This window comes from Rhodohalobacter mucosus (assembly GCF_003150675.1).
Taxonomy (GTDB): domain Bacteria; phylum Bacteroidota; class Rhodothermia; order Balneolales; family Balneolaceae; genus Rhodohalobacter; species Rhodohalobacter mucosus.
In genome coordinates this window covers 367,890-391,389 of sequence record NZ_QGGB01000005.1, presented here as the reverse complement: position 1 = coordinate 391,389, position 23,500 = coordinate 367,890, and the positions used below count along the sequence as shown (strand labels likewise).

At 46.5% G+C, this 23,500-nt stretch carries 20 protein-coding genes and 1 tRNA gene; 13 read left to right on the top strand and 8 right to left on the bottom strand.

Going from position 1 to position 23,500, the window contains the following annotated elements; translation table 11 throughout:
• Positions 1 to 109: 109 nt before the first annotated feature.
• The 3 genes from lysS (at position 110) to DDZ15_RS07185 (ending at position 3,805) form a co-directional block, all read left to right on the top strand.
• Positions 110 to 1,639 (top strand): lysine--tRNA ligase, encoded by a 1,530-nt coding sequence (lysS, locus tag DDZ15_RS07195; protein ID WP_109646395.1) that lies wholly within the window; start codon positions 110 to 112, stop codon positions 1,637 to 1,639.
• 315 nt (positions 1,640 to 1,954) lie between these two features.
• On the top strand, positions 1,955 to 3,181 hold the full coding sequence (locus tag DDZ15_RS07190; RefSeq protein WP_109646394.1) for an ABC transporter permease: 1,227 nt from the start codon (positions 1,955 to 1,957) through the stop codon (positions 3,179 to 3,181).
• 540 nt (positions 3,182 to 3,721) lie between these two features.
• Positions 3,722 to 3,805 (top strand) — tRNA-Leu (locus DDZ15_RS07185).
• Positions 3,806 to 3,908: 103 nt separating this feature from the next.
• On the opposite strand, the gene DDZ15_RS07180 is transcribed toward DDZ15_RS07185, so the two are convergent.
• Positions 3,909 to 5,966, bottom strand: coding sequence for a S9 family peptidase (locus DDZ15_RS07180; RefSeq protein WP_109646393.1), 2,058 nt, complete (start codon positions 5,964 to 5,966; stop codon positions 3,909 to 3,911).
• 510 nt (positions 5,967 to 6,476) lie between these two features.
• On the opposite strand from DDZ15_RS07180, the gene DDZ15_RS07175 reads away from it, so the two are divergent.
• On the top strand, positions 6,477 to 7,862 hold the full coding sequence (locus tag DDZ15_RS07175) for a hypothetical protein (protein WP_146198538.1): 1,386 nt from the start codon (positions 6,477 to 6,479) through the stop codon (positions 7,860 to 7,862).
• 167 nt (positions 7,863 to 8,029) lie between these two features.
• Positions 8,030 to 9,049, top strand: a complete 1,020-nt coding sequence (locus DDZ15_RS07170) for a BspA family leucine-rich repeat surface protein (protein ID WP_109646391.1) — start codon at positions 8,030 to 8,032, stop codon at positions 9,047 to 9,049.
• Positions 9,050 to 9,245: 196 nt separating this feature from the next.
• Here the strand turns inward: DDZ15_RS07170 and DDZ15_RS07165 are convergent, their stop codons facing one another.
• From DDZ15_RS07165 to DDZ15_RS07150, 4 genes are all read right to left on the bottom strand, one after another.
• Positions 9,246 to 10,112, bottom strand: a complete 867-nt coding sequence (locus DDZ15_RS07165) for a hypothetical protein (RefSeq protein ID WP_109646390.1) — start codon at positions 10,110 to 10,112, stop codon at positions 9,246 to 9,248.
• Positions 10,113 to 10,350: 238 nt separating this feature from the next.
• On the bottom strand, positions 10,351 to 10,908 hold the full coding sequence (locus DDZ15_RS07160; protein ID WP_109646389.1) for a Spy/CpxP family protein refolding chaperone: 558 nt from the start codon (positions 10,906 to 10,908) through the stop codon (positions 10,351 to 10,353).
• Positions 10,905 to 11,381 (bottom strand): zf-HC2 domain-containing protein, encoded by a 477-nt coding sequence (locus tag DDZ15_RS07155; RefSeq protein ID WP_109646388.1) that lies wholly within the window; start codon positions 11,379 to 11,381, stop codon positions 10,905 to 10,907. The genes DDZ15_RS07160 and DDZ15_RS07155 overlap by 4 nt, the downstream gene beginning before the upstream one ends.
• Positions 11,382 to 11,404: 23 nt before the next feature.
• The gene (locus DDZ15_RS07150; RefSeq protein WP_109646387.1) at positions 11,405 to 11,980 is read right to left on the bottom strand and encodes an RNA polymerase sigma factor; all 576 of its coding nucleotides are present in this window, start codon (positions 11,978 to 11,980) and stop codon (positions 11,405 to 11,407) included.
• A 397-nt stretch (positions 11,981 to 12,377) separates the two neighbouring features.
• Between DDZ15_RS07150 and DDZ15_RS16700 the strand changes: the two genes are divergently transcribed.
• The 5 genes from DDZ15_RS16700 to DDZ15_RS07125 all read left to right on the top strand — a co-directional run bounded on the left by DDZ15_RS16700 (position 12,378) and on the right by DDZ15_RS07125 (position 17,499).
• On the top strand, positions 12,378 to 12,650 hold the full coding sequence (locus DDZ15_RS16700; RefSeq protein WP_109646386.1) for a hypothetical protein: 273 nt from the start codon (positions 12,378 to 12,380) through the stop codon (positions 12,648 to 12,650).
• Complete coding sequence (locus DDZ15_RS07140; protein WP_109646385.1) at positions 12,610 to 13,851, top strand: DUF418 domain-containing protein; 1,242 nt, start codon at positions 12,610 to 12,612, stop codon at positions 13,849 to 13,851. The genes DDZ15_RS16700 and DDZ15_RS07140 overlap by 41 nt, the downstream gene beginning before the upstream one ends.
• Positions 13,852 to 14,321: 470 nt before the next feature.
• The gene (locus DDZ15_RS07135) at positions 14,322 to 15,596 is read left to right on the top strand and encodes an acetyl-CoA hydrolase/transferase family protein (RefSeq protein WP_109646384.1); all 1,275 of its coding nucleotides are present in this window, start codon (positions 14,322 to 14,324) and stop codon (positions 15,594 to 15,596) included.
• A 468-nt stretch (positions 15,597 to 16,064) separates the two neighbouring features.
• The gene (locus DDZ15_RS07130; protein ID WP_146198536.1) at positions 16,065 to 16,775 is read left to right on the top strand and encodes a DUF5995 family protein; all 711 of its coding nucleotides are present in this window, start codon (positions 16,065 to 16,067) and stop codon (positions 16,773 to 16,775) included.
• 172 nt (positions 16,776 to 16,947) lie between these two features.
• Positions 16,948 to 17,499, top strand: a complete 552-nt coding sequence (locus DDZ15_RS07125) for a hypothetical protein (RefSeq protein WP_109646382.1) — start codon at positions 16,948 to 16,950, stop codon at positions 17,497 to 17,499.
• 58 nt (positions 17,500 to 17,557) lie between these two features.
• Here DDZ15_RS07125 and DDZ15_RS07120 read toward each other — a convergent pair whose 3' ends face one another.
• A complete protein-coding gene (locus DDZ15_RS07120) occupies positions 17,558 to 18,049 on the bottom strand; it encodes a putative metallopeptidase (RefSeq protein WP_109646381.1) in 492 nt (163 codons plus the stop codon).
• Positions 18,050 to 18,356: 307 nt separating this feature from the next.
• Between DDZ15_RS07120 and DDZ15_RS07115 the strand changes: the two genes are divergently transcribed.
• On the top strand, positions 18,357 to 18,863 hold the full coding sequence (locus DDZ15_RS07115; RefSeq protein ID WP_109646380.1) for a hypothetical protein: 507 nt from the start codon (positions 18,357 to 18,359) through the stop codon (positions 18,861 to 18,863).
• Positions 18,864 to 19,084: 221 nt separating this feature from the next.
• Here DDZ15_RS07115 and DDZ15_RS07110 read toward each other — a convergent pair whose 3' ends face one another.
• Both DDZ15_RS07110 and DDZ15_RS07105 read right to left on the bottom strand, forming a co-directional pair.
• The gene (locus DDZ15_RS07110) at positions 19,085 to 19,834 is read right to left on the bottom strand and encodes a lysophospholipid acyltransferase family protein (protein ID WP_109646379.1); all 750 of its coding nucleotides are present in this window, start codon (positions 19,832 to 19,834) and stop codon (positions 19,085 to 19,087) included.
• A 10-nt stretch (positions 19,835 to 19,844) separates the two neighbouring features.
• Positions 19,845 to 21,467 carry a DEAD/DEAH box helicase gene (locus DDZ15_RS07105; protein WP_109646378.1) on the bottom strand — a complete coding sequence of 541 codons (1,623 nt, stop codon included), beginning with the start codon at positions 21,465 to 21,467 and terminating at the stop codon, positions 19,845 to 19,847.
• 152 nt (positions 21,468 to 21,619) lie between these two features.
• On the opposite strand from DDZ15_RS07105, the gene bamJ reads away from it, so the two are divergent.
• Positions 21,620 to 22,333 (top strand): BamJ family beta-barrel-assembly machinery protein, encoded by a 714-nt coding sequence (gene bamJ, locus DDZ15_RS17015; protein WP_109646516.1) that lies wholly within the window; start codon positions 21,620 to 21,622, stop codon positions 22,331 to 22,333.
• A gap of 174 nt (positions 22,334 to 22,507) precedes the next feature.
• Positions 22,508 to 23,455: a tRNA epoxyqueuosine(34) reductase QueG gene (gene queG, locus DDZ15_RS07095; protein WP_109646377.1), complete on the top strand. Its 948-nt coding sequence runs from the start codon at positions 22,508 to 22,510 to the stop codon at positions 23,453 to 23,455.
• The last annotated feature ends 45 nt before the right edge of the window (positions 23,456 to 23,500 follow it).

The following is a 23,500-nucleotide window of genomic DNA, read 5'->3' as shown; positions in this document are numbered from 1 at the left end:
CTTTCACTCCTGTGAACATAGTAAAAAGGAAGTATCTGTTGCTACGTTTTTTTGTTATTTTAGGCGTTTCTATAGAACTATAAAATACGTTAATAATCCAACTATTTAAATGACGAAGGCTGAACCCTCGCTAAGTGAACAACAACAGATCCGAAAATCCAAACTTGAGCAGCTCAGGGAACTTGACATCAACCCCTACCCTTATGAATATGATGTCACCCATACTTCAAAGGATATTCTGGAGAATGAAGAGACGCTGATCGCCGGGGAACCGGAAGGCGCAGAGCGTGTATCCGTTGCAGGCCGTGTAATGACGCGGCGTATCATGGGAAAGGCCTCTTTTTTTACGCTTCAGGATTCCGGCGGCATCATCCAGATCTACATTCGCCGCGACGACGTGGGCACCGAGGAGTACAATACCGTATTCAAGAAGCTCACCGACATCGGCGACTTTATCGGCATCCGCGGATTTGTTTTTAAAACGCGAACCGGCGAGACCACCATTCACGCTGAAGAGTTCGAATTTTTAGGCAAAACCCTTCGCCCGATTCCAACCCCCAAGGAAGTGGAGACCGAAGAGGGTGAAACAAAGACCTTTGACGCATTCTCGGATAAGGAGATGCGGTACCGGCAGCGATATGTGGATCTGATCGTCAATCCGGATGTCAAGGATGCCTTCATCAAACGCACGCACATGGTACAGTCAATGCGGGAGTTTATGAATGAGCGCGGATACCTGGAGGTGGAAACTCCCATCCTGCAGCCAATTTACGGGGGAGCCTCGGCAAGGCCTTTTAAAACACACCTCAACGCTCTTGATATCGACCTTTACCTTCGTATTGCCAATGAGCTCTATCTGAAACGATTGATCGTAGGCGGTTTTGACGGGGTATATGAGTTTTCAAAAGACTTCCGGAATGAAGGACTTTCCCGCTTTCACAATCCGGAGTTCACGCAGGTGGAACTCTATGTGGCGTGGAAAGACTACAACTGGATGATGAGCTTCATGGAGAACATGATCGAGCATGTTGCCCTGAAGCTGCACGGTTCAACCAGCGTAACCGTGGGTGAACATGAAATTGATTTCAAGGCACCCTGGCCCCGAATCCCCATGTACGAAGCCATTGAGAAAGAGACCGGCCACGATCTTTCCGGCAAATCGGAAAGTGAGATTCGCAACATCGCAAAGGATCTCCACATTGAAGTGGATAAAAGCATGGGCAAAGGAAAGCTGATAGATGAAATTTTTGGTGAAACCGTTGAACCCAAATTGATTCAGCCCACATTCATCACAGACTACCCCGTTGAGATGAGTCCGCTGGCCAAGAAACACCGCAGCAAGGAAGGGCTTGTTGAGCGTTTTGAAGCGATCTGCAACGGTAAGGAGATCGCAAACGCCTTTACAGAGCTCAACGATCCGGTAGACCAACGCGAGCGATTCGAAGAACAGGCCCGCCTTAGAGCCGGCGGCGACGAGGAAGCGATGACCGTGGATGAAGACTTCCTGCGAGCCATAGAATACGGCATGCCGCCAACCGCCGGTATCGGTATCGGTATCGACCGCCTTGCGATGATTATGACCGATTCAGACTCCATACGCGATGTGCTCTTCTTTCCGCAAATGAAACCGGAGGGGTAGCGCAGAGCGCTTTGGCGTTACAGGTTTGACGGTTAAGGTTTCAGGTTACATGTTGAAATTTGAGGCTGAGGTTAAGCTTGAGGATCACGAGTGCTTTGGATAAGTCCGAGTGTTGTGGTTTTGCAATACATGTTTTCACATTTCCTGATGTACTAAAACCGGGTCCAGAGCGTCTCCTGTAAGAAGTGCTTTTTTTGAAGATGTCTATTTCCAATCCAATCCTGATATTCTCGTGTAGAACTTTAAACCTGAAACCTGCAACTTGCAACCTGAAAAATCCCGAATTATCGGGGAATCCTGCACCCCGCACCTGATATGAATTTCACCGCCTACATTGCGCGACGCTATTTCTGGGGATCGAAGCGTGAATCCCGTTTTTTATCGTTCATCAAGCTGATGGCCATCGGGGGGGTTGCCATCGGCTCGGCGGGACTGCTTATTTCACTGTCGATCGTGCACGGGTTTAAATCCACCATCAATGAGAAAATACTGGGATTTGCGCCGCATGTGACGGTGCATTCGTTTATGAATGATCCCATATTCCGGTCGGATACGCTCAGTGTTCATATAGGCGACATGCCGGGAGTGGATGTAGCACAGCCGGTAATTTTGGGTCAGGTTATGATCCAGGGGCCAGGCGAAGTGAGCGGTACAGGGATCAAGGGAGTACCCGGCGAAGGCGATGTAACCCGGCTCCGGGACTACATATCGGAAGGAACCTACGACATCAGTAAGCAGCAGGACGGGCTGCACGGCATCATACTCGGCAGCTCACTCACCCAAACTCTTGGCGCAGAGATCGGAGACCGCATCACCGTTTATGCGCTGGACGGACTCCCCTCCCCCCTCAATAGTCCCGAGATCAGCCAGTTCCGGCTCACAGGCGTCTATCAGACCGGAATCGCACGATTTGATGACAATTTTGCATTGACGCATATTCAGCCGGTTCGACGCCTGTTTGAGCTTGGAACGCTTGAAGCGAGCATGATCGATATCAATGCGGTGAATATGGATAATATACGCTCCGTATATGCATCGGTTCGTGATGATACACGCTTCCCTTTTGTAACTGAAAATGTATACCAGCGATACCGCAATATTTTCGCATGGGTGGATCTGCAGGAAGAGACGATCCCTTTTGTGATCGCGGTTATGATTGTCGTTGCCGCTTTCAACCTGATTGGCACGGTGCTGATGATGGTACTCGAGCGGGTCAAGGACATTGGTATTTTGAAGACAATCGGGGCCAGAAGCCGTTCTATACGACAGGTTTTTCTTTTGGAGGGACTTTATGTCGCCGTATCGGGACTTCTGATGGGTACCGGAATTGCAATGGTATTTTTCTGGCTGCAGATCAACTACCAGATTATTCCGCTTTCTGAGGAAAACTACTACATGAGCACCGTACCCGTTGAGCCGCATCTGCTCGACTTTGTGATTGTCAGTGCAGTCACCATTCTTCTCTGTACACTCGCTTCCTGGCTTCCGGCCCGCATTGCGGCCAAAACGGATCCTGTTGCCGTGTTGTCGTTCGGAAAGTGAGGTGGGATTCAAGGTTCAAGGTTCAAGGTTCAAGGTTCAAGGTTCAAGGTTTAAGGTTTAAGGTTTAAGGTTTAAGGTTTAAGGTTTAAGGTTTAAGGTTCAACTAAAAGCTGCTAGAATTTTTATCCTTATTGCAAACAGTCTTTTTATTGTCGCAATCCTAGTCCAAAGGTCGACACAGCCGAGCGGGGAATTTCCCATGGGGATCCCTTCGGGGTATTCCCCGTGGACAGGGCTTCAGGCTTTCCCGAAGTCTCGGGACTGCGCTCCGAGCCGCAGGCGATTCCCACGAAGTGAACTGCTCGCAGCAGTCTACAGGCTTCAGCGGGCAATATTGACAACAATACTGAGGTCCACAATCACAAGTCGCACATTTTCAATCGCCAGTCGCCAGTCTCAGTTTCCCATCTCACGTCTGACGTTTGACGTCTCACTTCTCCCTTTTGCCTTCTCACTTCTCAAGACTCAAGATCAATACAACCATTTCTATTAAACAACCTGCTCCGTATATTTGAGATTGCCATCATTAGTACAAACCATGCCCGGGTGGCGGAATTGGTAGACGCGTCGGATTCAAAATCCGATGGCAGCGATGTCGTAAGGGTTCGAGTCCCTTCCCGGGTACTTTTTTATTGATGATTGTTGATTGATAATTGTCGATTTAAAATGCCCATCTCATGATCAGCGGCACGAGAAGCCGAAATAGCCCGGGGCCAGCTGATTCAGATCATTCCAGCGGCATTTCTATTTCCTCGCCCCAGATGTATTTGTTGAACCAGATCCAGTTATGCCAGGTGGCGGCCAGCCTTTCCCTGGGCTTGTTGATGCCGTGCCCAAACCCTTCGTATATAATAAGCTGTGACTCCACACCCACATCCTGAAGGCCCTGGTACAACTCATAGGCATTCGGAGTGGGAACCCTGCGGTCGAACTCTCCGTGCTGAATAAGCGTAGGCGTGGATGCGTTGTTGATGTAGGTCATGGGTGACGTCCGTTCATAGATCTCCAGATCTTCCCAGGGTGTCGCTTTCAGATACTGACGGGTGAACGGATGAATGTCCGTATTTACGTAATAGGTCATCCAGTTGGAGATCCCCGCCCCCACGCTTACCGCCTCAAACCGGTTCGACCATGTCGTCAGAAAAGCGGATATGTAGCCGCCCTGGCTCCATCCCATGGATCCCAGTTTTGTAGAATCCGCAACGCCCTGCTCTATCAGGTGATCCACCCCGGAAAGTACATCCCATGCATCCCCGACCCCAAGGTTCCTGACATTCAGTGAGCGAAACTCTTCCCCATATCCTGCCGATCCCCTGTAATTCGGTTCAAGTACCAGGGCTCCTTTATTTACCCACTGCACAATGGGATAAACGTAGCCGGGCACAGGCGAGGGCAATGAAATGCCGGTCGGCCCGCCATGGATAACAACCAGCAATGGATATTTCTGATCCGGATTATAATCAAGAGGTTTATGTAAGATCCCTTCGATTTCAACACCATCACGGCTGTTCCAGCTGATCACTTCACTGTCCACAGTTTTCCAGCCCGTAATCTGATCATTAAAATCCGTCAGCTTGCGGCTGTTCGTACCTTCCAAGTCCGTCAGATAAACTTCATTTATTTCATCCCCGTCACGTGCGCTCATAGCGTACTTTGAACCATCTTTGGAGAAGGACAGGCCATACACGAGCCTCTTTGAACCGGAAAACATTTCAACAGACCCGGTTTGAGGATCAAGGCGATAGACAGGCCGCCTGGTTTTTTGCCAGGCTGTAGCATAGATGCCGTCGTTGCTCCAGGCCGCAATATTCAGGTTTTCATCAAATTGTCGGGCAACTTCCCTCGATTCGCCGCTGCCCAAATCATAAATAAAATATCTGTTGTTGGCGTAGAAATTACTGCTGTCGTTATCCACACTACTGGTGTAGGCAAATCTGCTGCCATCGGGCGACCATACACTGAATCCATCCGATGAAGCATTTTGGACAACCTTGTCCAGCTGCCCTGTCTCAGGATCGTAGATGGCAATGTCGGATTCCAAAAAGCTGGTGATGATCGGATTGGGCTGATGATCAACTGCAATCCTGTCACCTGCAGGTGACCATTCTATGCCTGTTATGGTAAATTCAGCTTCTTCGAGATGAGGCACTACTTCCGGGGCTTCCGGACACATGGTATAGGTTGAGTCCTGTTCACACGGTTGCTGATGCGACCGGGTAAAATGGGGATTGAATGCCACGGTATAGAGCCGGTTGAGCAGATAGTCGGTATCATCCTCTGCAAATTTACCAAAGCGTTCCTCCATGGTTTTCCGCGCTTCAGGCTGCTCCTGCTGAGATAAAAAGGCAAGGGTTTTCCCGTCTGGAGAGAGGTCGAAGCTCTGAATGCTCTTATCAATATATGACAGTGGGAACGCCTCTCCCCCATCCGGAGAGATCACAAACATCGTGTTCTTTCCGTCCACATTCCGGATAAAGAGGATCCACTTGCCATCATCCGACCAGGTGCCGCTGCTGCTTGAGCCGCTGCTGTTATGCGTCAGGGGAAATGGCTCTCCGCCGTTTTTAGATAACCATAATTCCGAATCATAGCGGTTCTCAGACCATTCCGCTGATGAGACGGAGTACAATACGTGTCGACCGTCCGGAGATATCTGTACCGAACCCGGGTTTTTTAAAGAAAGCACCTGTTCGAATACAGGTTCAGTCTTTTCAGCTGTGTTTTGAGAGAAGGCCAGCGAAGGAATAAAGTAAAATAGTCCAAATACCCAAAAAATAGGTTTCATATCAGCATTGAATTGGTTCAGGGTTATCTATCAATGAACCGAATTTCAGCCATATTTAGAAACGGTGAAAGCAGAAACTGCAGAACCTATCCGGGGAATGATTTTCTTCTTTTTGGCAAATTTGTCTTAGATTTTAGATGTGGGAGTTATTGCAGTTACATCACCCCTTGTCTGAATTTAAAAAAAATGGGTAATGTGAGGTCAGTCAAATTACCCATTTGGACATAGAGAAATGTGCTCATGCATTTCTCATCATTACTCTTGAATCTTCTGTGTTCTCTGTATCTATCGTGTTCTCACTTAATTGAATTCTAACGGCTTAATATCTCTGTAGAATTTTACTGCAAATTTTTCTGAACCTTGAAAAAAATTATGAACCGGTTCGTAAACCCGTTGCCTGAGGTCCGTTATAGATTTGGTTTTTTATTGCTTTGCGTTTCACTGCTTGCTAATTCAGTATCATTATCAGCTCAGGATGGCTCTGAGTCACTGCAAGCGTTCATTGAACCTGTGCTGCAACCAGGCGGCAGCATTCATACCGGGATCGACAGTGAGAATGGCATTATTTATTTGATCAATGAGCAGGGACTCTGGTCATACTCCATCCCTGAAAATAATTGGGATTATCTGTCCGGTCTCAGTCAGCTTCCAAAACCTCTTCGGGATTTAGAGTCAGGCTTTGATTCTGCGAGTGATACATTTTATTTCTGGGATACAGGAGTAGGATCCGTCTATGAACTGGATTTAGATGATGGCAGCTTCAATAGAATAGACAACTCACATCCGCACAGAAATCAGTACACCCATTATCCTTTTTTTAAGGACGGCACCGTTCACGCATTTGGCGGGTATGGTTACTGGTCATGGAAGAGCTACATCACATACTTTAATACATATTTGAAAGAGTGGAGTATTCAAGAGGTAGCTCCAAACTCAACAATCCCAAGTGCCAGGGTAGTTAATACCGGCATCTACATACCGCAGCAACAGGAGCTTTTTACGTTCGGTGGATGGGCACCTGAGAATGAACTTCGGGCTGATGATCCGTCTACAGAAATGGAAACCTTAAGAGATATCTGGAAGTTTTCCTTTGAAGAGAAAGAGTGGCATAAGGAAGGCGTGATTGATTCAGACCTTGAACATTACCCGAACCCATTCTACCGGTCTATTTTTACTCAAAATAAAATTACCGGATCATTCTACAGTTCGAAAAGCAATATATGGTACATACCGGCAATTGAAGAAGATTTAAATGAAGGCATGTTCTTTTTACCCGTACATACTCTGACTTCGGACACACATCCAGCGATTCAATTAGAGTCTGATTTACTCAGAAATATTCTTCCTACAAACTTTTTGATGGATCAAAATGAGTCCATGATTTACATAGTAGGGCTTAACCGTGTAGCAGAACCTTCAGACATCCCCATCAGAATTGTTAAAATTCCGGAAGATTCACTGCTCAGTGAGATTGAAAAAGCACATTCAGATTCGTATATCAGATCACTCTTAATTTATGGCATTACAGTTCCCGCCTTTTTAGTTCTACTGTTTTTCCTTTTCCGCAGCAAGAAGAACGGGAAAAAGCAGGCGCCGGAAGAGGCGTACCCCGATCTCCACAACCTTGACAGGTACTCCTGGCTCAAAACAAAAGAAAAGATGGTTCTGGAGCAGCTGATGAATGAAAGATCAGGCCTTGATTCCGAAGAGCTTGAAGAACGGGTCTGGCCCGAAACCGATAGCTACGACTACAGAAGAAAATTAAGAAATGAAACGATCAGGGCGATAAACTCGAAGTTCAAAAAGCATTTCAAAAAGAGCGACAACATCATTATCCGGATAAAGGATGAGCAGGACAAACGGCGTTATCTATATAAAATCAATGAGGGTTTTTAATTCAGTCAGATTCGTCACACATTCTCTGATATCACAATCCATATTCTGTGATGGAATCAGCTGAGAACTCTTCAATATCGTTATTTGTAAGAAACATCTTGCATAATTAACTGTATTTGTGAATTATTGATTAGCCGGATATCCATAATAATCAAGCGAAGGTGCTTATGAAGAACTCATCAACCCTGCCTTTCTTCCCAACACCACTTTGGGTGATTCTCCTTTTCATTCTCACGTCTTGCTCTACCTCGGTAAATTCAGATGAGACGTTTTTTCTTGACGACAATGGTGTCACCATTAAATGTCCGTCTGCAGCTCCGGGGGACACCGGTGTAGTGGATGGAATCGAATACGAGGCTGTAAACAGGGATCTATTGGAACAGCGTATTGCCGATGGGGCAGATCTGACGAGGGTGTGCACATCAAACATTGCCGACATGAGTGAACTGTTTAAAGATGATTCTTCATTCAATCAGAATATCGGTCACTGGGATGTAAGCAGCGTCACGAATATGGCGATGATGTTTCAGGATGCAGCCACCTTTAACCAGGATATTGGAAACTGGGATGTTGGAAATGTTGAGTACATGAATAATATGTTTCTCAATGCTTCTGCATTCAACCGGGATATTGGTCAATGGAATATGGGTAATGTCCTGAACATGGGAGGTATGTTTGGCGGAGCAGCCTCATTCAATCAGGATATCGGAGCCTGGAACGTTGGGAACGTCCGGGAAATGAACGGGATGTTTACCGGGGCAGTCTCATTTGATCAGAATATCAGTGAATGGGATGTGAGCAATGTGGTTCAATTTAACGGAATGTTTGCAGATGCGGCCGCTTTTAACCAGGACATCGGAGGCTGGAATACCGAAAGCGCAGCCACCACAAACTTCATGTTCGCGGGGGCAACCTCTTTTAACCAGGACATCGGGAGCTGGAACATGGGCAGCGTATCCACAGCGGCATTCATGTTTTCCGGAGCATCCTCCTTTAACCAGGATATCGGAGGCTGGGATTTGAGCAACATCGGAATTATGGACGGGATGTTTCGTGATGCAGTACTCTTCAATCAGGATATCAGCGGATGGTGTGTAGAAAATATTGAGTCAGAGCCTTTTGATTTCGCCACCGGCAGTGCATTGGTACCGGATCACTATCCCGTATGGGGAACTTGTCCCGGTTAGTGTCGATCAAACACCTTTCTGCTTACTTTTTGAGACCAGCGTGTTCATCCCACCAAAAATTGTCTGTGCGTTATGTTTATAACACTCCACGACAATAAACTGACACTGCATCTACCCTTTCAAAACACTCAAGCATAAAAAAGGCAGAACTTAATGAAGCTCTGCCTTTGCGGGTGTTTCAATATGGCATGGGTTGTTAGTTCAACCGAACATATAGATGGTCATCTGTCCGTATGATGGTTCGATAACTTGCCCCGTCAACTACCTGGTCCTCAAAGTGAAGCTGACCAACTGAAACATGCACGGCATTTTTGTCAGAAAAGGAAGCAACTTTGTTTAGGATTTCATTTGAAAGAGTGTAGGTACCGTCCTGGTCTTTCAGGATGATTATCTCACTATTTTCACGATTCAGACCCTGCGGCTTTTGCCCTTTTCTGAACTGTATTGCCGGCCTGATCATGATCCCCACAGGTCTTTTCGGATTCGCATCCCAGTTCAAGGTAAGATCACCTGTGTGGCCTGCCGCATCAGAATCATCAGGCGCAGTTATAGTAACCATATCTTTCGGTGTCGTAACTTGTAGTATGAGAGCAGGGAAAATTTCTGATCCGCTTACGTTGAATGTATAGTCTTGCTCAGGTGCAAATGAGATGGATCTATTTTGCTGAAACGGACCTATGGATCTGCTGGAATAAACTGTGTGATCCTGAAATCGGAAGTTTTGTTTTTCAAGCTGAAGGATTTCCTGCTGTGGTAATTCAATGGTGACGTCACCCATATTCACCGTTGAACTTTTATGGGGCGGAAGAAGTAGTGTTTCCTCTTCAAATCCAATAGCCATGGCTGTGCCCCTGGTTGCATCGCCATCTAAAAACCCTGGATTAAAGTTACTCCAGGTCAGCATGAAGATTCCCTTGCCTTTTACCTCTTTTCCTTCCTCAGAGATTAATGCTGCCGTCATGGGTTCCATAAAATCGCTATCCGTTTCTTCTGTCTCAGAATTCAACATTTCTGAACAGGCACTTCCGGTAACGGCTATAAGAATGATTAAAGAATATTTCATGAATGTGTACATGGTTTACCTCACTGTAATTTATTTGGTTGATCTGTATTGGTTATTGAATTAGACAACCAAAAAACTATTTCCTTGCAAATTATCCCTGGGACCTACATGGAACTGCACCTTCCCTTTGAGTTTCGCAACCTGAAATCATCACCTCTTCAGAATAATGAATCAACGGTCAATTGCCGGCTTGATACCCATGCTGGATTTCCTGGATAATCTTTTACCGATTAGTTAATCAACGATTATCGAACTCCCCCCGCATCATTCCCGGACCCGGAACCGCACCCGGTCCAGGAACCGATGTGCCCGGCGGACTACCCATTCCAGATCTTGGTCCGGCCGACATGATACGATCGATAAACATTCGTTGTTGTTCTTGGGTTAGAAATGACTTTGACCGCTGCAGATTATCCAGCACGTGTTTGCCAATTTCAAACTGCAGATCTGCTTTTTTGCGCATCAATTCCTCAACTTTCTTATTCGGAATTTGATCACTCGTAATCAGTAAATCGCGCATTTCTTTATCAATCATCTGTACCTCATCATGCATCGGCTGAACTTTTTCCCTGAATGACTCAACCAACTGAAATAGCTGACGACGCTGGCCTGGCGTCATGTTTTCCATCTGCTCAATACTTTCAACATAAGGAGGTGTGAAACCCGGGTTCCCATCCATAAGCCTGGCTACCGGAGGTGTGCCATTGGTTACATGAAGATATACGATTGTCCCAATCACGCTGATGTTCAGAACGATAAGGAAAATCAATACTCCCGCAAGTGTTTTAACTTTCATAGCTCTTCATCCTCTATTTCAGATATTACATGTTCATATCGAGAACCTAGTCCTGGCTGCGCGATACCCTCATAGTACATCCATTCAACCGGTACATTTTCATAAGAACTTAAGCGATCGGAATAATAGGCCGTATATACCAACTGCTGTCCAAGAAGAAAACCGATCAAAATACCTGAGACGATCAATGCACCAAGAAAGGTATTTCGAAGCCTTGCGCTGCTTGATTGCAGGCTCTGTACTGAATCCGCTTTTGTTGATTTGATCCTTACAGGCAGATATGGATCCATCTCCAAAACAGGCAGCTGCTCTTTTTGAGGGTTGTTAAAAAGAAACTGCATATTCTTAAAGTATGATGCGCAGTTTTCACACTCGTTTAGATGGTGATCTACCTTCATACTGTCAGCTTCACTGAGTTTATTCTCAGACCAATCCAAAAATAAACTTTTAACATGTTCTTCCTGCGTGTTCATGGCTTTTTGATATTTTTCAGTGTCTAATTCATCAAATCATCTGAATAAGGTTTCATCAGCACAAGCAATTTCTTTTTTGCGCGGTGAACCCGTGATTCCACGGCACTTTCGCTGAGCTCCATCACATCGGCTATATCCTGTATTTTCATCTCTTCATATCGTTGTAAAATAAGCGGCACCCTATATTTCGAGGGCAGTTTTTGAATCAAATTCCAAATCAGGACTTCACTCTCCTGCCGTTCCATTTTCTCATCAGGAGGCACAAAACTATCCCGGCTCCAATATTCAGATATTGGCTTTTCCGAATGAATCACCTCTGAAATCGATCTGTTCAGAAGGTCCAGCCAATTGTACCGTTTACTTTTCTTCAGGTAGTTCAGTATATGGTTAACAGCAATGCGGTATATCCAGGTGTAGACTCGAGACTCTTGGTTAAAGGAGTCCAGATTCTCGTAAACTTTTAAGAAAATATCCTGTGTCAAATCCCTTGCCACATCCTCTCCTCCTGTCATCTTATAGGCTGTATTCAGAATACGCTCTCCGTACTCCTCATAGAGCCTGTCAAAATTCAGAACTTTTTTTTCGGAGGTTTCTATCATCAATTGAATTTTGAGACCGATCGTTACAATCGAATATGCCTGCTGATACTATTAGACAAATCAAGTCCGGAAATCTTGCAAAAAATTTTTAAGTACTCTCAACTTGCCAAAAATATATTCATGAGAATAAACATAATGCTTCAGTGTCTGTCGGCGAAACCGGCATACTAAAAGGCGTTGAGTGTGAAACCGTCAACGAAGGATGAATGAATTCAATGAACCAGCGGAAAAACCGGGCTGACAACTTATTTCATTCTGAACGTCTGTGATATGTTAAAACCGCCTGATTTTATAATAGATTCAGCCAAAGCATGGTATTTAAGGGCCTGATCTGTGTCAAGTTTATGGTTCGCAAATCTTTCAACGCATCTGCATTAGTCATAATATCAGTAATGTTATGCTGGAGGTGTATGAGTCAGAGCCTTTTGATTTCGTCACCTGCAGAGCATTGGTACCGGATTACTATCCCGTATGGGGTACCTGCACTCCGCAGAGGAATCGGCTCAGCCTCTTTCACGGCCTCTTTGTTTTACTGATGTTCGATTTTTATATCTATATTGACGGCTCCAAAGAGCTCCCAACAGCATTTCACAAGGCAGCTCCATCGTCTTTCAATACCATGTCAGCCAATGAATTCTACCGCTCTGAAACCGGTACTAAACCGGATTGAAAGCATTGACGCTTTCCGGGGGTTTGCGCTTGCCGGAATATTAATTGTCCATTTTGTGGAACAGTATATCGCAGGCCCTGCACCGGAGGGAGCCATGGAAGCCATTGTTCAGGGACCTCTTGATCAGGGTGTTGATATATTCGTTAATCTGTTCCTTCGGGGGAAGTTCTTTGCACTTTTTTCTATCCTTTTCGGGCTTAGTTTTTTCATTCAAATGGATCGAGCTGCTCAAAAGGGAATGGATTTCAGGGTTCGTTTTGTCTGGCGGCTTCTGCTGCTTTTTGCGATCGGTTATCTCCACCACCTGTTTTACAGGGGGGATATTTTAACCATCTACGCTGTTCTGGGGCTGGTGTTGGTTCTGTTTCATCGCGTATCGAACAAATGGCTGATATGGATTATGGCGCTTATATTCCTGGGCCTTCCCCGCTACATCATTTACAGCACATTCGGTGCCGGAAGCCTCTTTGGGCAGGCCGGATTCATGCCCGATTCGCCGGAGCTGGCCACCTATTTCGCAACTCTTACTTCCGGCAGCATCTGGAGCGTTTTTGCAACGAATGCCACCGAGGGGATGATCCTGAAAGCGGATTTTCAGGTTGGGGTCATTTCACGCGGTTACCTTACGTTTGCCTTTTTCCTGGGCGGAATGATGCTGGGTCGTCTGCGCTTTTTTGAGGATACAGCGCGTTACGCAACAGAGCTGAAAAAAGCCCTTAAATGGTCGTTTGCCGTTTTAGCCGGCGTGATTGCGGCAGCCGTGATTCTTTTATTGACACAGGACCTGTCAGCCATTGAAGGGCTCGATTCATGGATCGTGATGTTCGGACTTACACTTTACGACCTGCTGAATTTGTCGCTTACCGTTATCATTTTCTGCCTCTTTGTAATGGCCTGGGAAAAAACAAGAGGGGCCCGTTTTTTCAGATGGTTTATCCCATATGGACGTACAGCGCTTACAAACTACGTATTACAGTCTGTAGCAGGCACTGCCATTCTGTATGGATGGGGACTTGGGCTTCTGGGTGAACTCAGAAATATTCATACATTTGCAATCGCTCTCGGTGTTATTATTGCTCAGATGGTTATAAGCCGGCTGTGGCTGCAGAAATTCAGGTACGGACCCTTTGAATGGGTCTGGCGAATAGGCACGTACATGAAACTTTTCCCGATAGTAAAAGATCGCGCGCAGTCAGATTGATACCTGATTTCCGATAGTGGATTTATGAGCCGGTACCTCAGCCCTGACACATCGCATCTTGCTTTTCATTTAACGCAGATCGCATCTTAAACTTCTTCCCGACATTTGTAACAAAAATATCCCCCGGGTGTCTTTCCAAAGACATACGTTTCCATGTGTGAGAATCAACGTTCATGTGATCTTTATTCCGGTTTTTCGGGGGTCAGCAGATTCTAAAAGAAGAACATGATCTTTTAAAGCGGATCACCGTGTTGTTTTGATCCATGACAGGGCACATGCTTCGGCATGTGCCTTTTTTTTAGAGTATTTCCCATCCAAACGCACTGATTCAATCCACTCCTTCTCCTTTCTCTTACCTGTGGCTCATTCTAAAAATAAATTGAAGATCTGTTTTCAAAAACATGCTGATTTCATGATCTTTATAGTTTGATTCAACCACTTTAAACTGTTCAATTTCCGATTCATAAAAGATGAAAACCGTCTCTGCTTCAGAAGCACTCGCTCACATTCAATCCGATACTTCAATTTATGTTCATACCGCTGCGGCAGCTCCCATACAGCTGGTCCAGGCACTGGCCGCGCGCTATAAAGAATTGAAAAATGTTAAAATATATCAGCTGCACACAGAAGGCCCTGCACCCTACGCTAACCCTGAATGCAGTGACGCTTTTCGTGTACACGCTTTTTTTGTGGGGAAGAATGTCCGCCAGGCCATACGAGACGGACGGGCAGATTATGTTCCGATCTTTCTGAGTGAGGTACCTCAGCTTTTTAATCGGGGTATTATCCATCTTGATGCTGCCCTTGTTCATGTGAGTCCGCCAGACAAACACGGTTACTGCTCCATGGGAGTATCGGTTGACGCATCACGTGCTGCCGTGAATCAATCCAGACTGGTCATTGCTCAGATCAACCCCAACATGCCGCGCACACTCGGCGACGGAATGATTCATGTTTCCGAGATTGATTACGGCGTAGAGGTTAACGACCCCATCCCGGAGCACGAACCGGCTGAGCTTACGGATACCGAACTAAAAATCGGCCGCCATTGCGCAGAGCTGATTGAAGATGGAGCCACACTGCAGCTTGGTATCGGCAGCATTCCTGATGCGGTTCTGGCATCGCTTACCGATCACAAAGATCTTGGCCTGCATACCGAAATGTTTTCCGATGGTATTATTGATCTTGTGGAATCGGGTGTAATCAACAATTCCAAGAAAAGAAGGCATCCCAACCGTATCGTCTCCTCCTTTACCGTAGGAACACGGAAGCTCTATGATTTCATGGACGACAATCCCAATGTTGCGATGCTAGACTGCGCGTATGTGAACGACACCGCCGTAATCCGCCGCAATCCGAAAGTTACCGCAATCAACAGCGCCATCGAAGTGGACCTGACGGGCCAGGTGTGCGCCGACTCCATCGGAACGTACCAGTACTCAGGCGTGGGCGGGCAGATGGACTTTATCCGGGGCGCATCCCTTTCGGAGGGCGGAAAGCCGATCATCGCCCTCCCTTCCGCCACGAGGCGCGGAGAAAGCCGGCTTGTTCCGTTTCTGAAGCAGGGCGCAGGTGTGGTAACCACGCGCGCCCACGTACACTACGTGGTTACGGAATATGGAACCGCATCGCTATATGGCAAGGGAATGGCCGATCGCGCGAAAGAACTGATCAAGATCGCACATCCCGATAATCGCGAAGAGCTTGAAAAAGCAGCTGCGGAGCGGTTTAGTAACGGAGACTGAGGCCGGGTTCAAGGTTGAAGGTTCAAGGAACGTGGCAGAAAATATTTCAGAGATCAGAGTTCGCTCCCGAGACTTCGGGCCCAATCTGAGATTCTCTGGCTACAGGCTACAGGCTACAGGCTACAGGCTACAGGCTACAACGGGCAGCTCAGAAATTCTTTCTGAGGTTAATAGGCAGCAGTCAGCAATCAACAATCAACAATCAACAATCAACAATCAACAAAGGCAGGGTAAAATTTTAATGCTTAATGCTCAATACTCAATACTCAAGACTGCCTTCTCATTTTTGCCTTTTGCCTTTTGCCTTTTGCCTTTTGCCTTTTGCCCTTTGCCTTTTGCCACACAATACCAAAGATTCCCTCCTCCCGCCGCCCGCAAATTCGCGCATACCGTGAGGTTGTTTTGATACTTTCTGCGCATATATTCATTACAGAACGGAGTGTTTTTGCCAATTGAAGAATGTGACCTTTGAATATATCAAACCCAAACACATTTCAGCAGCATGATGTACTTACCCGAATGGATCAAACCCTGACCGGCTGGAAGCAGCTTGGAGACCGCAGGTGTATTTTCCTGGGCTGCTATCGCATGATGACCGCCAACATGATGGCAGCTATTGAGGATGGGTATTTTCAGGACCGAAAGTGGGTTGAAAGGCTGCTTCATCATTTTGCAGATTACTATTTCAGGGGCCTTCAGTGTAACAGGCGGAAAAACCGTGCTCCCGCGGTATGGCTGCAGGTACACGAAGCTACCCGAAGCAAGAAGCTGCATTCCCTGCAATATCTGCTTATGGGCGTTAATGCACACATCAACTACGACCTGGTACTTACCCTTTACGACATGCTGCATCCCGAGTGGCAGGAGCTGACTTCCAGCAGGAAAGAGTTACGCTACCAGGATCATTGCAGGGTAAATGACATCATCTCAGAAACTATTGATAAAGTTCAGGATGATATTCTGTGTAAGGAAGATCCGATCATGGGCTGGCTGGATGCAGGAATGGGAAGACTTGATGAATACCTTATTTCCCGGCTCATCACCGGCTGGAGAGAGGAGGTTTGGAATCACGCACAGAAACTGCTCGCTGCAAGCAATCGCATGGAATATGAAAGGCTGCGAAAGGGCTTCGAATCGGATGTGATTAAGACGGGTGCCCGCTTAAGCCTGGGAGTCTGAGAAAGCAACCTGCAGCACTGCCGGTTTAAAAAAAACGTTGTAATCATGGAGAGCCCGTTACAGTATGGTTTTCAGTCGTTAATTCAATTATGAAATCCGTATATTTGCGCATTACACCAATCCGGGTAAGAAACAGATAATAGTTTTAACGAATAAAACGCAGTGGAACCTTATGGTTGAAAGAATTTCATATCAGGATAAAGAAGTTGACAGTCTCGTTCGAAAAGTGGCAGGCCTGAACCTGGATACTTCCTACTACCTGCTTGTACTGGCAGGGAAGAACCGTTCCGCAAAAAAACAGATCGTGGACAAATTCAAAAAAGAGTCTGTCGAGTTTCATTCTGTCGACCTGCGTGAGATTATCTCAACCATAGAAGAGGACACTTATCGTCATATCGATGAACTTTTCAAAAACCTGCCGGAATCTCCCCGACATCTCTATCTTGAACACGCCGACGTTCTAAGCGGAGAGTACACAGGATTTACCTACTCCAGTGTTCGTTACGCAACGCCACAGGAAAAATATCTTCTGCAGAAAATTAAGGGTTCCGAGCGTATTGTAATCCTCGAAATGGTTGATAAAGCAAATATCACCAAAGCCCTTGAGCGCACGGCTCAAACCGCTATCGAATGTGACCTGCCCTCAGGATTTTTCTCCAAGCTGAAGCAGCTTAAAGTGCATGGGCATACATTTGAAAACAAGCGTCCTGCCGATGTAAGGTGACTCACCCTCCTCTTTGTGGCATGCTTTTCGACTTAGAGAGGAGACCGGGGGTGAGACATCAAACACTCACTTTACTCTCCTGTCTGGGATCGAGGTCGTAGAGTGATGATACGGTTGCCTGAATGGTTTTGTACCACGTATTTCCAAACTTGTCGTTGATTACATAATAATCAGCAAAATCGGGTTTACGGATCTGCATCTTCCACTCCTGATTTTTAGCTTTATAAACAGGATCAACGTGCAGTAGCTGGTGGTAGAGAAGCATTTTTTTCGTGTCAGCGTCAAGCATATCCCATAATTCTCCCGAGATCTCAATCAGGTAATCATTGCCTGAATAATGTTTTACCTCTCTGCTGGCTTTCATGCACTTTGCGGCACGTTGCTTGGATATATTCGGGTAGACCAGCAGGTAGCCAATTTGGGCAGGACCCAATTCAATATTGTGCATCTCAATCACTTCTCCTGCAATTTTCTGGATCTCCTCGGATTCCATCAATTGCTTATCGGTATAGGTTACTTCACTCGGTTCCAAAAATTCGTTATCGGGCATGTTCCGGTACTGCTTAGGGGTTCAGAATTTGATTTAAATATCTATTGAAAATGTGCAGGATACGACTCCTGATTCAGGGCTCTGAAGATAAAGAAAAAATTGGTTTAACCGATGGGTTGTTCAGAGTGCGGGGTTCATGGTGCAGGGTGCAGACAACAACCAACCATCAACAACTGGCAACTCCCTGCTCAATACTCAATACTCAATACTCTAAACTCCAAAAATTCACAATATAATCAGATATATTTTTTACCATTAAGGATGAACATATGCTTCAAACAGGGATAATCAGGTTCAGGGGAATATTATGAAACAAGCACTTATTGGAAGTTTTGCCGGAATAGCCATTCTCTTTGCACTCGACTCATTTGTCCGGGTTATCGTTGCCGTCTATTCTGGAACGGATATCCTTATGTTTTCCTACTCGGAATACGGCGGATTAATGTGGCCTGTAATGCTCACCATCTTTGCAGGTCTTACAAGTTTTTTGGGCGCTATGTTCGCATTAACGTATGGCCGCTCACATAAAGGACTGACAGGTTCCGTCTACGTGCTGATGCTGATTGCGGTACGCTATGGGCAGATCCATTTGCTGCTTCCCACAGAATCCCTGTTCTACCCCATCACTGCTCTTATTCTCTCGCTTGGCGGAGCATTTTTCGCATGGCAGCTGTTAAAAGATAAACCGTCTGCCGGGACGGTAACGGGACAAGGATCTGCAGCTGATGCGTCCGGGTCAAAGCCCCATTACCATGCGCCGGAGAGTGACAGCTCAGGCCCGGATACGGGCAGCTCACCAGACATTGACAGGTAAGAGTCAGGCTTTCCCGAAGTCTCGGAACTGCGCTCCGAGCCGAAGGCGATTCCCACGAAGTGAACAGCACGCTGCGAGGTGTATGATGGGTAATTTTTCTGAGATCATAAATCGCATATCACCAGTCTGAGATCATTTCCCCGTCACACTTTTGCCTTCTGCCTTTTGCCTTTTGCCCTCTGCCTTTTCACTCAACACTCAGGACTCCTTTTCCCTACACACTAACCCAGCACCTTCTCTACAGATTCATTGCGCCATTCAGCAAGCTGGGACGCAATCATTTGGCGAACCGTATTCATCAGCTCTTTACCGTCTTTTTCACCAAAACCCTCTACCGGTACCGGGTCCAGAATTTTCATCCGAACTTCAACACCGGGTTTGAATATCCAGGTGTTTTTGGGAAGGCATTCCCGGGTACCGTCTAAAACTATGGGAACAACAGGTACATTTTCCCGAATTGCAAGATCGAATGCTCCAGGAGCAAACCTGTTCAGTTTGCCCGATCGTGACCGTGTGCCCTCCGGAAAGAACATCACAGATACGTTACGTGAAAGATAATAGCTGCATTTTTTGAACACCCCCACCCTTTTTGTCGCTGAAGATCGATCAACAGAAATATCACCCGCCATTCTCATCATCCATCCGGCAAAGGGAAGGCTGAAAAGTTCTTTTTTGGCAACCCATTTCATTTCCCAGGGCAGATTTGAAATTACCGGAATATCTGCGTTGGAGAGATGATTGCTGACCACAACGTAGGGGTGCCGGTCATCCAGATCGGTGCGGCCTTCAACGCGTATGTGCCAGTTTGGGTTTATTCGGGATATGGTATGACCCAGCTTGCGAAACAACCGGCCTGTCTTGTAGTGGGTTGGTTCTCTGTCGAATAGCCTGCGAACGGCCAGCAGCGGAACCCAAAAAACAATTAGTAATACGATGGCAGCCCAGATGAAAAACGATTTAACTTGCTGCATCGTAGCGCCACTATTTTGTAAATTTTGGAATCAGGCTTTTAATAACGCCCCAAACTCCCTTGGATGGCTTTCTTGCACGTTTATTGCGCTCAACAGCCTTTTCAATAATGGGTGGGAGAGTCACATTCTCTTGAGAACTTTTTTGTGAGCCGTTGTTTTGACGCCCCCGGGACCCACTCTTCTCCTGGCTCTTTCCGGATTCTTTGTCGCGACCGTCGTTTCGGCTGCGGCTCTGCGTCTGCTTTTTTTGTTTATCCTCTTTTTCTTTCGATTGTTTTTTCTGAACCGCTTCCTGTTTGTTCTCTTTGTTGGTGCCGCGCTTCTGTTCTGAACCCTTTCCGGAGTTGGAGTCGGATCCTGGCCTTGTCTTGGCTCTTTTAGTAGTTCTCTTAGTATCAGATGAAGTGTCCTTTTTATCAGAACTTTCTTTCGAGCTGCTTCGCTTCTGGCGTTTTTGAGTCTGTGTGCCTGATCCTGAAGATGAAAATCCGTTTTGCCAGGAAAATTCAGATTTCTCGCCAAAATTACCGGGTACATCGATGGTATTCAGGGTATTCCCTTTAATCCTCTGTATGGATTCGAATTTTTTATTATCACGACGGGTGACAAACGTAATGGCAATTCCCGACTTATCGTACCGTCCCGTTCGTCCGATTCTGTGGATGTAGTCGTCCGAGTTATGGGGAACATCATAATTTATGATGATGGATACACCTTTAATATCAATACCGCGGGCCAGCACATCGGTGGCTACAATAACCGGCACGTTCCCGTTTCTAAAATTGTCGAGTGCGCGATTTCGCTCATCCTGCGACCTGTCACCATGAATGCTTTCCGCTTTGATGCCTTCCCGTTTCAGAAGCCGCTGTAGTTCGTCCGTGCCTTTTTTTGTTGATGTAAAAATAATGCAGGAGTCCCAAGTGAGATCCTTGAATATTTTTTTAACCAGCGGGATTTTTTGATCGCTTTTAAGCCGGTATGCACGCTGCTCAACCAGCGTCGACGGTTTGGAGCGCTCTATATCGACACTCTCCGGATCTTTCATGATCGTGGATGCCAGCCTCTGTATTTCGTTAGGCATCGTTGCTGAAAAAAGAAGCGTCTGGCGCTTATCGGGTAGCCAGGAGATAATTTTTTTAATGTCTGGCAAAAATCCCATATCCAGCATACGGTCTGCCTCATCGAGAACCAGGTACTCAAGATTCTCAAAATCGATATTTACAACCTTGTTCTGATCAATTAACCTGCCGGGCGTCGCTACGATAATATCCACCCCTGCTTTGAGGGCCTTGGCCTGAACGGAAAAGTCGCTCCCGCCGATGACGGTTGCAGACGTTATTCCGGCATGATAGCCGATCGCAAAAATCTGCTCATCAATTTGAGAGGCGAGTTCCCGTGTGGGTGAAACAATCAACGCTTTTACACCTTTGCGCTCGCTTTGCAGCACACGCTCCATTATGGGAATGATAAATGCTCCCGTCTTGCCCGTACCGGTCTGAGCCGTAGCGATGAGATCTTTACCGGCTGTAACGATGGGTATTGATTTCTCCTGAATGGGTGTAGGCTCGTTAAATTGTACATCTCTGAGACCGGCAAGCAGAGTGTCGGATAGATTAAATTCGGTAAACTTCAAATGTCAAAAAAATAGTTTAGTAATAGAAATGGATCTGTTTATTTTCAGGGTAGCAATATACCAAAAAATGCGATCTTTAGCATTTTGTTTAAAAAAGCCAGGTTCAGATCACTTTGATCTTGAATCTGTACAAACTCAAAAAAAATATTTCAATGAAGTTTACAGCACACACAGTTCTTATCCTGGCCGCTGCATCACTCCTGTTTTCGGCCTGCAACACTCCGGCTAACCGTGCATCCGCCGACTTAAGCAGCCGGATCGATTCGGTTAGCTACAGCATTGGGTATCTCCAGGGTTCAGGTATGATGGAACAGGGAATCAATGATCTTGATTTGAATAATTTTGTTGCCGGTTTTGAAAAAGCCATCAGTGAAGAAGAGGCTCTCATGGAACGCACCGATATGCAGATGCTCATTCAGCAGTATCTGAGCGACGTTCAGATGCGTCAGGAAGTTGAGCGCCTTGAGCAGGCAGAGGTGAACCGTGAGGAAGGGATGGCATTTCTGGAAGAGAACGCCCAGCGTGAAGATGTTACCGTCACAGAATCAGGCCTTCAGTACCGCGTAATTGAAGAGGGATCCGGTGAAAGCCCGACTGCAGAAGATACGGTTGAGGTTCATTATCGCGGAAGGCTTATTTCGGGCGAAGAATTTGACAGCTCTTACGACAGGGAGCAAACTGCTACTTTTCCGCTGAATGGTGTTATCTCAGGATGGACTGAAGGGCTTCAGTACATGAGCGAAGGCGCCACCTACGAGTTTTTTATCCCCTCCGAACTGGGCTATGGTGACAATCCGCCACCCGGCAGCATTATCACCGCAGGATCCGTTCTTATTTTCGAAGTGGAGCTGATTGATGTGAAGTAGTTTACAGAGCATGTTCCCATCCGATCACTTCCCGTGACCGGATGGCTCCTCTGTGCCCCGACAACTGTCCTCATTTCATTGACTGTTTAACAGAACAGAACTCAGTGTCTTTTATACTCATGCCGTCACGGAGAGTGATGGCATGATCCTACTTTTTCCTTATTTTGAGGACACATGGACCCACTTGCAGCAACCATTAAGGTCAGACATAAAGCTCTCGAACTTGGATTCGACCAATGTGGTTTTGCCCGGGCTGAACCGCTCGATGAGGAAGCCCGCCGCCTTGAACAATGGCTTCACGAACACCGGCACGGGTCGATGGAGTGGATGGAACGCCATTTTGATAAGCGTATAGATCCCACACTGCTCGTTCCAGGATCAAAAAGCGTGGTGAGTGTGATCGCAGGTTACCGGTTCAGGGAAAATGAGCAGTTTGACCGGCAACATCCGGATGCTCCCAAGATTGCAAAGTATGCCCGCGGCCGCGATTACCACAAAGTATTCAAATCGAAACTGAAGAAACTGTTCCGGTACACCGAGGAGCTGATCGGTGACATTCAGGGGCGTATATTCGTTGATTCCGCACCCGTTATGGACAAAGCCTGGGCGCGAAGGGCCGGACTCGGATGGATTGGAAAAAACAGCAACCTGCTCAATAAATCACATGGGTCGTGGTTCCTGATCGGTGAAATGATTCTGGATGCAGCCTTTGTATACGATGCACCGGAAACCGACCACTGCGGCAGCTGTACGCAATGTATTGATGCATGCCCCACCGACGCCATTTATGAGCCGTTTAAAGTGGACTCCAACAGATGCATCTCTTATCTCACTATCGAACTGAAAGAGAACATTCCGGACAGGTATCACGAAGACCTTGGAGACTGGATGTTTGGTTGTGATATCTGCCAGGATGTTTGTCCCTGGAACCGCAAATCAGAATACGGGCACATACATGATCTGAAACCCCGCGGGCGTGTGCTGCACCCTCCCGACCGCAACTGGTCTTCTATCACGGAAGATGAATTTGACAAGCTGTTTGAAGGCAGCCCTGTACGGCGTGCAGGCTATGAACGCTTTGTCAAACAGGCAGAGATTGTGAAGAAAAATCTGGATAAATAAGAGCAGAAGGCAAAAGTAGCTTGTTAGTAGATGGTGGTTAGTTGT